Origin of the sequence: Vibrio alginolyticus NBRC 15630 = ATCC 17749 (assembly GCF_000354175.2) — a bacterium.
Lineage (GTDB): Bacteria > Pseudomonadota > Gammaproteobacteria > Enterobacterales > Vibrionaceae > Vibrio > Vibrio alginolyticus.
The window spans coordinates 2,831,276-2,844,275 of sequence record NC_022349.1 but is presented as its reverse complement, the minus strand read 5'-3'; the positions used below and the strand labels follow the sequence as shown (position 1 = coordinate 2,844,275).

The 13,000-nt window shown below is 45.5% G+C and carries 11 protein-coding genes; 10 read left to right on the top strand and 1 reads right to left on the bottom strand.

Annotation, left to right across the window (positions count from 1 at the left end; genetic code table 11):
- Positions 1-67 precede the first annotated feature (67 nt).
- The 8 genes from gltB (at position 68) to N646_RS13065 (ending at position 10,701) form a co-directional block, all read left to right on the top strand.
- Positions 68-4,531, top strand: coding sequence for a glutamate synthase large subunit (gltB, locus tag N646_RS13100; protein WP_017821475.1), 4,464 nt, complete (start codon positions 68-70; stop codon positions 4,529-4,531).
- A gap of 20 nt (positions 4,532-4,551) precedes the next feature.
- A complete protein-coding gene (locus N646_RS13095) occupies positions 4,552-5,964 on the top strand; it encodes an FAD-dependent oxidoreductase (protein WP_005381833.1) in 1,413 nt (470 codons plus the stop codon).
- A 90-nt stretch (positions 5,965-6,054) separates the two neighbouring features.
- On the top strand, positions 6,055-6,483 hold the full coding sequence (locus N646_RS13090; protein ID WP_017821476.1) for a DUF1499 domain-containing protein: 429 nt from the start codon (positions 6,055-6,057) through the stop codon (positions 6,481-6,483).
- Between the two features lie 63 nt (positions 6,484-6,546).
- Positions 6,547-7,242: a 5'-methylthioadenosine/S-adenosylhomocysteine nucleosidase gene (gene mtnN / locus N646_RS13085; RefSeq protein WP_005381837.1), complete on the top strand. Its 696-nt coding sequence runs from the start codon at positions 6,547-6,549 to the stop codon at positions 7,240-7,242.
- Positions 7,243-7,253: 11 nt separating this feature from the next.
- The gene (locus tag N646_RS13080) at positions 7,254-8,207 is read left to right on the top strand and encodes a cobalamin biosynthesis family protein (protein ID WP_017821477.1); all 954 of its coding nucleotides are present in this window, start codon (positions 7,254-7,256) and stop codon (positions 8,205-8,207) included.
- Entirely contained in the window at positions 8,207-9,028 is an 822-nt protein-coding gene (gene btuF, locus N646_RS13075; RefSeq protein ID WP_017821478.1) for a vitamin B12 ABC transporter substrate-binding protein BtuF, read from the top strand. The genes N646_RS13080 and btuF overlap by 1 nt, the downstream gene beginning before the upstream one ends.
- A 69-nt stretch (positions 9,029-9,097) precedes the next feature.
- Positions 9,098-9,718 carry a TRIC cation channel family protein gene (locus N646_RS13070; protein ID WP_005387377.1) on the top strand — a complete coding sequence of 207 codons (621 nt, stop codon included), beginning with the start codon at positions 9,098-9,100 and terminating at the stop codon, positions 9,716-9,718.
- Positions 9,719-9,846: 128 nt separating this feature from the next.
- Positions 9,847-10,701 (top strand): LysR family transcriptional regulator, encoded by an 855-nt coding sequence (locus N646_RS13065; protein ID WP_017821479.1) that lies wholly within the window; start codon positions 9,847-9,849, stop codon positions 10,699-10,701.
- Here the strand turns inward: N646_RS13065 and N646_RS13060 are convergent.
- A complete protein-coding gene (locus tag N646_RS13060) occupies positions 10,643-11,422 on the bottom strand; it encodes a TSUP family transporter (RefSeq protein WP_017821480.1) in 780 nt (259 codons plus the stop codon). The genes N646_RS13065 and N646_RS13060 overlap by 59 nt on opposite strands.
- A gap of 249 nt (positions 11,423-11,671) precedes the next feature.
- Between N646_RS13060 and N646_RS13055 the strand changes: the two genes are divergently transcribed.
- Both N646_RS13055 and N646_RS24435 read left to right on the top strand, forming a co-directional pair.
- Positions 11,672-12,586: a hypothetical protein gene (locus N646_RS13055; RefSeq protein ID WP_017821481.1), complete on the top strand. Its 915-nt coding sequence runs from the start codon at positions 11,672-11,674 to the stop codon at positions 12,584-12,586.
- Entirely contained in the window at positions 12,576-12,995 is a 420-nt protein-coding gene (locus N646_RS24435; RefSeq protein ID WP_169644219.1) for a hypothetical protein, read from the top strand. Before N646_RS13055 ends, N646_RS24435 begins: the two co-directional genes overlap by 11 nt.
- The last annotated feature ends 5 nt before the right edge of the window (positions 12,996-13,000 follow it).

The window sequence follows — 13,000 nt, the reverse complement described above, 5'->3', positions numbered from 1 at the left end:
ATCGATATCAACGTAAGCAGTGTTGATATATCTGTCGGGATGACGGATAAGCAAAGGGAGAATTGCAATGGCTCTTTATGATCCAAGTCTTGAGAAAGACAACTGTGGATTTGGCTTGATCGCGCATATGGAAGGCGAACAAAGCCACAAGCTGGTACGTACAGCAATTTCTGCACTTGACCGCATGACTCACCGTGGTGGTATCGCCGCCGATGGTAAAACTGGTGATGGTTGTGGTCTTCTATTACAAAAGCCCGATTCCTATTTACGTCTTATTGCCGAAGAAAATGGTTTCAACCTTGGCAAGCAATACGCCGTAGGGATGATTTTCTTCAACCAAGATCCAGTCAAAGCTCAACTCGCTAAAGACATCGTCAACAAAGAACTGGCGCAAGAGACGCTAACTGTGGCTGGTTGGCGTGAAGTACCCACTAATTCAGAAGTACTCGGTCCAATTGCGGCCAACTCGCTTCCAAATATTCAGCAAGTCTTTGTCTCTGCACCGGCAGGTTGGCGCGAACGCGACATTGAACGTCGTCTCTACATCGCACGCCGTCGCATCGAGAAACAAATCACCGAAGATCCGGATTTCTACATCTGTAGCTTATCGACTCAAGTTTTGGTGTACAAAGGCCTATGCATGCCTGCGGACTTACCGCGCTTTTATCTTGATCTTGCCGATCTACGTATGGAATCTGCTATCTGTCTGTTCCACCAGCGTTTTTCTACCAACACTCAACCGCGTTGGCCATTAGCTCAACCGTTCCGCTACCTTGCTCATAATGGTGAGATCAATACCATTGAAGGTAACCGACAATGGGCACGCGCTCGTGCTTACAAGTTCTCGTCACCACTGCTGCCTGACCTACAAACTGCAGCACCGTTTGTGAACGAGACAGGCTCAGACTCGTCTAGCTTAGATAATATGCTAGATCTCTTTTTAGCTGGCGGCATGGATATCTTCCGTGCCATGCGTATGCTTGTGCCGCCAGCATGGCAAAACCACCCTGACATGGATCCGGATTTGCGTGCGTTTTACGATTTCAACTCCAAACACATGGAACCATGGGATGGTCCAGCAGGTATCGTACTATCCGATGGTCGTTATGCTGCTTGTAACCTAGACCGAAACGGTCTGCGTCCAGCTCGTTATGTAATTACCAAAGACAAGTTGATCACTCTGGCATCTGAGGTAGGGATTTGGAATTACGCCCCAGATGAAGTTGCCAAAAAAGGTCGTGTAGGTCCGGGGGAATTGCTCGTCATCGACACTCGTAAAGGTAAGCTTTGGCAATCTAGCGAGATCGATAATGATCTGAAATCTCGTCACCCTTATCGCGAATGGATGGAGAACAACGTTCGCAAACTAACACCGTTCTCTCAACTGCCTGAAGATCAAGTAGGTGAGCGTAGCTTTGATGAAGACTTGCTTAAGACTTATCAAAAGCAGTTTGCCATGAGCAATGAAGAAGTCGATCAAATATTGCGTGTCCTCGGTGATATGGGGCAAGAAGCCGTCGGTTCGATGGGTGATGACACCCCGATGGCGGTTCTTTCTTCGAAAGAGCGCTTGGTGACTGATTACTTCCGTCAGAAGTTCGCGCAGGTCACCAACCCACCAATCGATCCGCTGCGTGAGAAACACGTCATGTCGCTGGCGACCAGCATCGGCCAGGAGATGAACGTCTTCTGTGAAACCGATGGCCACGCGCATCGTGTAACCTTTGATTCTCCAGTACTGCTCTATTCAGACATGCAGCAACTACTAGAGCTGAGTGACGATCATTACCGTAATACCATTCTCGATATCAACTACGACCCACAACAAAAAGATCTTAAACAAGCCATTAATGATCTGTGTGAGCAAGCAGAGCAAGTCGTTCGTGAAGGCACGGTTTTAGTGGTGCTTTCGGACAGAGCCTTGGTCAAAGGTAAGTTGCCAATTCCAGCAGCAATGGCAGTCGGCGCCGTTCAAACTCGTCTGATTGACGCGAACTTGCGTTGCGATGCCAACATTGTTGTCGAAACCGCAACAGCCCGTGATCCACACCAATTTGCCGTCTTGCTTGGTTTTGGTGCCACTGCGGTTTACCCATACCTTGCTTATGAAGCGTTAGGTAAACTGATTGATGATAAAGCGCTAGAGAAAGACTACCGCGATGTGATGCAAAACTACCAATACGGCATCAACAAAGGCCTGTACAAGATCATGTCGAAAATGGGGATCTCAACCATCGCCTCTTACCGCTGCTCACAACTATTTGAAGCAGTTGGCTTGAGCCAAGATGTGGTCGATCTGTGTTTTAAAGGCGTCACAACTCGAATTGAAGGCGCGAATTTTGACGACTTCCAGCAAGATCTTACAAACTTATCTCGTAAAGCATGGGCGAAACGCAAATCGATTGATCATGGAGGCTTGTTAAAGTACGTCCATGGAGGTGAGTATCATGCTTACAACCCGGATGTCGTCGGCACGCTGCAACAGGCCGTTAAATCTGGCGAAAGTAACGACTATCAGAGCTTTGCTAAGCAGGTAAACCAACGCCCTGTTGCCATGCTGCGTGACTTAATGTCGCTGAAAAAATCAGACTCACCGCTGCCACTTGAGCAAATAGAACCACGCACTGAACTGTTCAAACGCTTTGACTCAGCGGCAATGTCCATTGGCGCACTTAGCCCAGAAGCGCATGAAGCACTTGCAACGGCGATGAACCGTCTTGGTGGTTACTCTAACTCGGGTGAAGGCGGTGAAGATCCTCGCCGTTTCGGTACTGAGCGTAACTCACGTATCAAACAGATTGCTTCTGGCCGATTTGGTGTAACGCCGCATTACCTGACTAATGCGGATGTACTGCAAATCAAGGTGGCACAAGGTGCGAAACCGGGTGAAGGTGGACAGCTACCAGGACACAAAGTCACCGCAGAAATCGCAAAACTGCGTTATTCGGTACAAGGCGTGACTCTGATCTCCCCTCCTCCGCATCACGATATCTATTCGATTGAAGATTTGGCCCAACTGATCTTCGACCTTAAACAAGTCAACCCGAATGCGCTGGTTTCGGTAAAACTCGTCTCCGAGCCAGGTGTCGGCACCATCGCAACGGGTGTAGCCAAGGCTTACGCTGATCTTATTACCATTTCGGGTTACGACGGTGGTACCGCAGCAAGCCCATTAACTTCGGTAAAATACGCTGGTAGCCCTTGGGAGTTGGGGTTGGCAGAGACACAACAAGCTCTGGTTGCTAATGGTCTGCGTCATAAGATCCGCTTACAGGTAGACGGTGGTCTAAAGACTGGTTTAGACGTAGTTAAAGCCGCAATTTTAGGTGCAGAAAGCTTCGGTTTTGGTACTGCGCCAATGGTCGCTATGGGTTGTAAGTTCCTACGAATTTGTCACCTCAACAACTGTGCAACTGGGGTTGCGACTCAAGACGAGACACTGCGTAAAGAATACTTCAAAGGTCTACCAGAAATGGTGATGAATTACTTCATCGGCCTGGCAGACGAAGTGCGCGGATTACTCGCCGAACTTGGCGTTGAAAAGCTGACGGACTTGATTGGTCGTACCGATTTACTTGAGTCAGTAGAGGGATTTACAGCGAAACAGACCAAGCTGGATCTATCCAATATTCTAGAAGCTCCAGTATCACCTGAGGGCCATCCGCTATTTTGGACAGAGCCAAACAAACCGTTTGATAAAGCTGAGCTCAACCAAAAGATCGTTGATGATGCCATGCATGCGGTCGAAAACAGTCAATCGGCAAGTTTCTTCTACAATGTCATCAACACTGATCGTTCTGTTGGTGCACGCTTATCTGGCGAAATAGCAAAACGCTATGGCAACCAAGGGTTGGCGGCTTCCCCTATCAAAATCTATCTTGACGGCACCGCAGGCCAGTCCTTTGGTGTTTGGAACGCAGGTGGTGTAGAGCTTTACCTCACGGGCGATGCGAACGACTACGTGGGCAAAGGCATGGCGGGTGGTAAAGTGGTTATCAAACCTCACCTTGGCACTGCATTTAAGTGTAATGAAGCAACCATCATTGGTAACACCTGTCTGTACGGCGCGACCGGCGGTAAACTATTTGCAGCCGGTAAAGCAGGTGAGCGTTTCGGCGTACGAAACTCAGGTACGATAGCCGTCATTGAAGGTGCTGGCGATAACGCTTGTGAGTATATGACTGGCGGTATTGTTGCCATTCTTGGTGCGACAGGTGTGAACTTTGGCGCGGGTATGACTGGAGGCTTTGCCTATGTTCTGGATGAGAACCAAAGCTTTGAAGGTCGAGTTAATACTGAGTCTGTCGAAGCCATCTCATTGTCCGATCTTTACATCCACCAAGAACATTTGCGTGGCCTAATTGCGGAACACCTTGAAGAAACAGGGTCGAGTCATGCTGAAAATATTTTGGCGAACTTTGATGAATGGATTCCAAAGTTCTATTTGGTGAAACCACAAGCGGCAGATCTTCGCACGCTACTTGGTCACCAGAGCCGCAGTGCCGCAGAGCTGCGTGTTCAAGCACAGTAATCATGGAGGATGTTTGAATCATGAGCCAGAACGTTTATCAATTTATCGATGTGCAGCGTGTAGATCCTGCGAAAAAGCCTATAAAAGTTCGTAAGATCGAGTTCGTTGAAATCTATGAACCGTTCACTAAACAACAGGCGACTGCACAAGCGGATCGCTGCTTAGATTGTGGCAACCCATATTGTGAATGGAAATGCCCAGTCCACAACTACATCCCTCAATGGTTAAAACTTGCCAATGAAGGTCGTATTCTTGAAGCGGTTGAACTATCGCATCAAACCAATAGCCTACCGGAAGTATGCGGGCGCGTTTGTCCTCAAGACCGCCTATGTGAAGGTTCATGCACGCTTAATGATGACTTTGGTGCCGTCACCATCGGTAACATAGAAAAGTACATTACCGACAAAGCGTTTGAAATGGGCTGGAAGCCAGATATGTCCAAGGTGGAGTGGACCGATAAAAAGGTTGCAATCATTGGAGCTGGCCCAGCTGGCTTGGCTGCCGCGGATATCCTAGTGCGCAATGGCGTTAAGCCAGTCGTGTTTGACCGCTACCCTGAAATTGGAGGCCTTCTGACCTTCGGTATTCCTTCCTTCAAGCTTGAAAAAGGCGTGATGGAAAACCGCCGCCGTGTGTTCACTGAAATGGGCGTCGAGTTCCGCATGAACATGGAAGTAGGCAAAGATGTCCAAATGCAAGAGCTGCTTGATGAATACGATGCTGTTTTCTTGGGCGTTGGCACCTATAAATACATGCGTGCAGGTCTAGATAATGAAGATGCGCCGGGTGTGTATGACGCGCTGCCATTTTTAGTTTCGAACACCTACAAAGTCATGGATCTTGAGAGTAACCAACCCTTTATCGATATGGCAGGAAAGAAAGTCGTCGTACTGGGTGGTGGTGATACAGCAATGGACTGCGTTCGTACCTCAATTCGCCAAGGTGCCTCCAACGTAGTTTGTGCTTATCGTCGTGATGAGGCCAACATGCCAGGCTCTCGTCGCGAGGTAAAAAACGCAAAGGAAGAAGGCGTGAAGTTCATGTTCAACCTTCAGCCTTTGGGAGTGGAAGTGGATGCGTCAGGCAAAGTCTCGGGGGTCAAAGTGGTGAAAACCGCACTTGGTGAACCTGATGAAGCAGGTCGCCGACGTCCAGAGCCCGTTGAAGGCAGCGAGCACGTTCTACCAGCAGACGTTGTTATCATGGCGTTTGGTTTCCAGCCGCACAAAATGGACTGGTTAGCACCGTTTGATGTCGATTTGGATCAATGGGGTCGTATCAAAGCCCCAGCGAAGCAAGAGTTCCAGTTCCAGACCAGCAATGAAAAGATCTTCGCGGGTGGTGATGCGGTACGAGGTTCTGATCTTGTCGTAACCGCAATTGATGAAGGACGAAAAGCGGCAGAAGGCATTCTCGATTACCTCGAAGTTTAATCTCAGTTAACCTCACAAAAAGGGTCCTATTATTGGATCCTTTTTCTTTTGTATCCATATAATTAGAAGCAAATTATAAGAGTAAATACAATGAAAAAAGCCGCTCTCCTTTCCATTACTTTGCTCGGCTTAACCGCTTGTAGCCAAGGAGTCACAACCATGACGGATCGTTCTCAATCACCTTGTGGTGACAAACCAAACTGCGTCTCCACCCAAGACTCGCGAGAAAAATACAACCTAACGCCATTCATCTTAGTTGATTCAGCGAACATCGACGCTATTGAGCAAGTTGCGCTTGAACTGCCAGGCGCGAAAACCGCGGTGAAAGAAAGCAACTACCTTCGTATCGAGTGCACATCTAAAATCATGCGCTTCGTGGATGACCTCGAACTAAAAATAGCAGGAGACCAACTGATTGTGCGCTCGGAATCTCGTGTGGGCTACTCTGACTTTGGCGTAAACAGAAAGCGCGCCGATCAATTACGAGAAAAGCTCACTCAAGCTAAGCTCATCAAATAGAAAACTGCCAACGGGGAGTGCTATACTCTCGGCCAACTAAAATATTTACCTAAAGAGAGTGTTATGAAAGTTGGTATCATCGGTGCGATGGAACAAGAAGTGACCATCCTGAAGCAAGCAATAACAAACTGCAAAACTGTAAATAAAGCAGGTTGTACGTTTTTCTCTGGTCAAATTAACGATGTCGAAGTCGTCGTACTACAATCGGGCATCGGTAAAGTTGCAGCGGCAGTGGGCACGACAATCCTTCTTGATGAATACCAACCAGACGTTGTGATTAACACAGGCTCTGCTGGCGGTTTCGATTCAAGCTTAAACCTTGGCGATGTAGTTATCTCTACAGAAGTTCGTCATCACGATGCAGACGTAACCGCTTTTGGTTATGAAATTGGCCAAATGGCCGGTCAACCAGCTGCATTCAAAGCGGATGACAAGCTAATGGACTTAGCAGAAAAAGCCCTAGCACAAATGGAAAACACTCATGCGGTTCGCGGCCTAATTTGTACTGGCGATGCGTTTGTTTGTACTGCTGAGCGTCAAGAGTTTATTCGTAAACACTTTCCGTCTGTTATCGCTGTAGAAATGGAAGCATCTGCTATCGCTCAAACTTGTCACCAATTCAACACACCGTTTGTTGTTGTGCGTGCAATCTCTGATGTCGCTGATAAAGAATCACCAATGAGCTTTGATGAGTTCCTACCTCTAGCAGCAAAAAGCTCTTCCGAAATGGTATTCAAAATGCTGGAACTCATTAAGTAAACGACTCATTCATGGAAGAAGTTTTTCAGTCATTTTATGCCAACGGTGCGCTCCTTATAATGTGGGGCGCACTGATCTTGCACCTTCTAGTGCCAATCCCCCATTCAGCGCACCCCATCACTTTATGGCGAAAGCTAGCAGAACAGCTAGCCAACAAAGTGAACAATAATCACAATTACTCACAGAGTGTAATCTCAGGCAGTCTTGCACTAGGCTTGATGCTGTTTCCTTGCTTGATATTACTGATTGCAGTAAAGCCATTTGTTTGGCAAATCCCTTTATATGAACTGGTTCTATTGATCCTTGCGCTAGACTGGCGCAACAGCGAAACGTTAACGAAACAGCTCGTCACAAGTATCTCTTCGGAAGACAAAGCCCAATGTCGAGCATTACTGCAACCATATCTTAATCGCGACACTGGTAACCTCTCGATCGTTGGCATAGGTAAAGCTGGCTCAGAAACCCTGATTATGGGATACAGCCGCAACGTGATCGGCGTGCTATTTTGGTACGCACTAACAGGTGGTATTGGTGCGTTAATGTATCGACTCACAACAGAATTAGCGCGAGTGTGGTCCCCTAGCCGACGCCAATATTTGCCCTTTGGTAAACCTGTGATTCAACTGGTTGCTACTCTGGATATTATTCCACTTCGTCTCTTTGCCATACTTTTAGCTGCCGGAAAGAATACAAGTAATGTGCTCTCTGGAATACAACAGCAAGCGAAGTCTTGGCCCTTACCAGGACCTAGTTGGGTGTTATGTACTATCGGACACAAACTACAACTGTCTTTATGCGGCCCTGCTATCTATCAAGGTGTGCGTGCAGAGCGCGCAAAAATCGGTGGGCGCATTGCGCCATCGGCTATTCACCTTTCACAAATACATACGCTGCTCGTTTGGCGCGTCCTGGCTTGGATCGCAATCCAAAGTTTGCTTTTAGGAATAATTTATCAAGGATTATGATGAATAAATTATGCTTCGCATTAACGCTATTTGTTTCGACAGCGACCTTCGCTCAACCCGCTCAACGCATTATAAGTTTAGCTCCACATGCCACCGAAATTGCCTTTGCAGCAGGGCTAGGAGAGCAGCTTGTTGCTGTCAGCGAAATGAGCGATTATCCAGAACAGGCAAAGCAGCTAGAAAGAGTCTCAAATTATCAAGGAATTAAATTAGAGCGTATTATTGCTCTTCAGCCGGACTTAGTGATTGCTTGGCCAGCCGGAAACCCCGCTAAAGAGTTGGAGAAAATTAAACAGTTCGGTATTCCTATCTATTACTCCACTACAGGTTCATTAGAAGATATCGCCAATAATATCGAGCAACTCAGCCAATACAGCGAAACTCCACAAGTAGGAAAAAAGGCCGCTGAAGATTTTAGAACGCAACTGAGTACACTAAAAGAACAGTACAACACGAACGAGAAAGTTCGTTACTTTTATCAGTTGAGTGAAAAGCCTATCATCACTGTCGCCGGAAAGAACTGGCCAAGTGAAGTCTTTACTTTTTGCGGTGGTGAGAACATTTTCGCCGCATCTAGCGCGCCTTATCCTCAAGTTAGCATCGAGCAAGTCATTACTCGCCAGCCAGAGGTTATTTTTACTTCTCGTCACGCAATGAGTAACGATGGTATGTGGACTGAGTGGAGTAATGAGCTTCTTGCTCTTAAAAACAAACACATCTGGTCCCTAAACTCTGATTGGATTAACCGTCCCACACCACGCACATTGAACGCGATCAAGGAAGTGTGTGAGCACTTTAAAAGCGTTCGTCAAAAACGCTAACGATTTCGTGGCAAATACCGTACAATTTCCGCCCATTTTTTCTCACACTATTTAAAGGTACTAAGTAACATGGACTCCATGCTGCTTTATATGATCGATTTGTTCGGTACCGCTGTTTTCGCTATCTCTGGCGTATTACTGGCGGGCCGTTTAAAAATGGATCCATTCGGCGTTATCGTGCTCGGCAGTGTGACTGCTATAGGTGGCGGAACAATCCGAGACATGGCGCTTGGTGCCACTCCCGTATTTTGGATAACAGATACGACTTACTTATGGGTGATATTTGTTACGTGTCTACTAACCATGCTTGTTATTCGAAGACCCAAGCGACTCTCATGGTGGGTGTTACCCGTTTGTGATGCCATCGGTCTCGCTGTGTTTGTGGGAATAGGAGTAGAAAAGGCACTCGCCTACAATGCATCTGGGATGGTCGCGGTGATAATGGGGGTTATTACTGGCTGTGGCGGTGGCATTATACGAGACGTGCTGGCTCGCGAAGTTCCTATGGTATTAAGAAGTGAAGTCTATGCTACGGCATGTATTATTGGCGGCATCTTCCATACGATGGCGGTAAACATGGGTTATGACCACTCAACGGCTTTACTCGCTGGTGTAATCTCAACGCTCATTATACGTCTCGGTGCGATTCGTTGGCATCTATCCCTGCCAACTTTCGCCATTAACCGTTAAACACAAACAACATCACTCACCATGGAGTCGACCAAGTGTCGGCTCCTCTCATTTATGCTCATTTGATTCGCCAATTCTTGGGCAATTCGCTAAATTATCTCAACCATTCCTAACTTTCATTAATCATTATGTTGCTTGAAGGTATTGAAACGTTACTTGTCCTCAGTAAAGAAAAAACCATGAGCCGCACAGGCAGTCAACTCTATATTAGTCAATCTGCCGTGAGTAAACGTATTTCAAATCTAGAGAAGAAGTTAGGAAAAAAATTGATAGAGCCAAATGGTCGGCACATAAAGCTGACCTCCGATGGCCTTGCGCTCATCAACACGATCGAGCCAACGTTCAATGAGTTAAGAGGTCAGATCTATGATCAACAACAAATAGAAGATACTTCTTTGATCAAGATAGACTGCTCTGAAACCTTAGTCGCTGGATACCTCAGCATGATCATGGCAGAACACTTTGCCCATGATCAGTACATACGAATATCGACCAATCATACGCCACGCATTATTGAGAATGTGAAATCAGGCAAAGCAACATTGGGATTTTGCGCTGGCTATCTACCACCTCATCATGGATTAATGAGCCTTCACCTCGCCGATGAACCTTTCTCAATTGTCAGTCGACATTCACTTTCACAACTACCTAAAGCTATTTTGACCAATGACCTAACTAACCCTGCCAACACATATCAACAAGCTATTTTATCCAAACACGGAATCGAACCTTTGATGGAAATGGATTCGTATACTGCGGCAGCACAACTGGCTTTGGGAGGTATGGCTCCCGCTTTAATCCCTAAATCTATCCTAACGACACTTAATATCACATCTAAGTTCTGCTATGACTTTGAAGAGCTAGATCAGTTAGTTCGACCAATACATATCTGCTTACGTCACAGCACATATCGCAGCGAACGAGTTAAAGCACTGACAGAATCCATTGCTGATGTTGTTGCCAAAGAAGTTTCGTTGCCATAAGCATCGACATCACTATAACTAGAGGACGAATCCATTTTTGTCCTTTACTTACCACGACCTTCGCCCCTAACTGAGCACCAAGAAAACCGCCAACAGCCATAGTTAAGCCAAGCTTCCACACTGGCAACCCAGCTAAGATAAAAAAGAGTAGTGCCGCTATGTTTGACGTAAAATTGAGGATTTTGGTTCTAGCTGTGGCTTCGACCAAAGAAAAGTGACCTAGTGCAACAAAACAAACAGTAAAAATAGATCCAGTCCCAGGGCCAAAAAAGCCATCATAGAAACCGATTCCGCCACCAATGCATAGCGCAAACATCGCTTCAGATAACTTTGGTTCTCCATCGATTTTTCGCGTACTTGGCGCGAGTAAAAAATAGAGGGAAATGGCTATCAAAAGAACAGGGATCAAACTGGTGAGTACGCTAGCATCAATAAACTGCACAGCCTCGGCACCGATTGCAGCGCCTATAAAAGTGCAGAGTATCGCAAAACGCATTTCCTTTAAGCTAACAATACCGTTACGCACGAAATACCAGCTAGCAGAGAAACTGCCAAACGAACTTTGTAACTTATTGGTTGCTAGAGCTTGAGTCGGACTCAACCCCGCAGCCAAAAGCGCAGGGAGCGTAATGAGCCCTCCCCCACCAGCCATCGCATCAATAAAGCCTGCGGCAGTCGCAACCAAAAATAAGGCCAACAAAATTTCAACCGTGATTTCCACTACACTTCCTTTTTGAAGAGGTATCAAAGAGGAAGAAACGGTAGCACTTATTCACAAAACTACCAATGGAAAGTCAAGACACCAATCTATTCCTAATTTTCATCAGTCAATAAATCTAGAGAATGATACATTAAAAATATCAATTACATCCAAATATAGAGCCTCACCTCAAGAGCCTCTTAATATTTTGATAGAAAAAGAAAATGCTGTCTTAATAGGAAATATTTAATCTGATAAAAAACGAAAATAATGGAAGCCTTACTAACTCGACCATCAATAAAAGAGCAGCAATTACGCTTAAAAATCGAACAGATAGTGAATGTTAATCAGCTATTCAGCGTTATTGACGCTAAACCAGAGACTAGCGGTGCGGGTGTAATTTATATTGATAACAAATTCACCGTTGTACGCTTAAGAGACTTTAAATCCACATGCCATATCAATCCTACCTTTATCATTCTACGAGAACCGATAAAATTACAATCATCTCAAGAATTTGCAAAAAAAATAAAACAGGAAGAGTCAAAATCAAGATTCAATCAAGAGCTTCTATCAGCGAGCATTAGCTGTATTGGTGCAGCGATTGGCTGGATTGGGGTAGTTGGTTCGGGGCTAACAATACCAGTAAGTGGTCCTGTGGGCGTAACTATGTCCTATATCTCACACGCCGCTACTGTTGCTGCCACAGCTCAATGTGCTATTGGAGTAGCAAGAACCCGTATGGTATCTAAATCACCAGACAAATTATCGGATATAGACAGTAATGAGTGGTATCAAAATACAACTAAAGCTTTAGATTACATCTCCTTAGCTGGAGCGGGCGCTAGTGGATATCAAACGATAAAAATGGTTCAATCTCTTAAGCAAACCACTAAGAAAGGCGTTCCCGAGATTCTAAAAGGCTTAAACAGACAAGAAAGAACAAGATTAACTAAAGAAATCATCCGTAAAAACCTTCCGAGCATTTCGAATAAAGCTCGTAAACAGCTAATGTTGTCAGGAGAAATTCCTAAGAGGTATTCACAAGCAACAATATCCGCATCCATTTCTCATCAGCTTCTAGATGCAATTGGAGGCTCAATTAGCATAGTAGGAAGCGGTTATTCGGGAGAGTTAAGAAATCTTGCAATTGGAATCTATGAGGAATTGAAAGTTGAATACTAAATCAATTAGCATAGCAAACATCTCACTAAGTATATGTTTATACTTGGCATTGACTATTGGTCTGGCTATTAGCTTGAGCATTTGGAATGACTGGTTTTCTTTCACTCAACACATTGCTCTAGATACTTACCTTCTTACATTGGGAGCTATTACGGTTGTTGTTGTATGCATTCCAAACATTCTGACAATAAGCAAAGGATTAAGTATTGCTGCAAAAATAAACTTACTTACTATCTCTTTTATCATTCTCACTTGCAGCATTAATTTTGTTGCAGCAAGTGGTAGTACTATTTCTTCATCTTTGGGTACATTGCTTGCCATCATTAGCTTAATGATCTTCAAAAGCGAAGCATACCAATCGTTCCTAGCACACTTTAATGCTCTTCATTTTAGAAAAACCTCGATATAAAAAAG

Bases quoted from the DNA above. Each gene is read 5' to 3' on its own strand.
- gltB (WP_017821475.1), top strand. From the start codon at position 68: ATGGCTCTTTATGATCCAAGTCTTGAGAAAGACAACTGTGGATTTGGC.
- N646_RS13095 (WP_005381833.1), top strand. From the start codon at position 4,552: ATGAGCCAGAACGTTTATCAATTTATCGATGTGCAGCGTGTAGATCCT.
- N646_RS13090 (WP_017821476.1), top strand. From the start codon at position 6,055: ATGAAAAAAGCCGCTCTCCTTTCCATTACTTTGCTCGGCTTAACCGCT.
- mtnN (WP_005381837.1), top strand. From the start codon at position 6,547: ATGAAAGTTGGTATCATCGGTGCGATGGAACAAGAAGTGACCATCCTG.
- N646_RS13080 (WP_017821477.1), top strand. From the start codon at position 7,254: ATGGAAGAAGTTTTTCAGTCATTTTATGCCAACGGTGCGCTCCTTATA.
- btuF (WP_017821478.1), top strand. From the start codon at position 8,207: ATGAATAAATTATGCTTCGCATTAACGCTATTTGTTTCGACAGCGACC.
- N646_RS13070 (WP_005387377.1), top strand. From the start codon at position 9,098: ATGGACTCCATGCTGCTTTATATGATCGATTTGTTCGGTACCGCTGTT.
- N646_RS13065 (WP_017821479.1), top strand. From the start codon at position 9,847: ATGTTGCTTGAAGGTATTGAAACGTTACTTGTCCTCAGTAAAGAAAAA.
- N646_RS13055 (WP_017821481.1), top strand. From the start codon at position 11,672: ATGGAAGCCTTACTAACTCGACCATCAATAAAAGAGCAGCAATTACGC.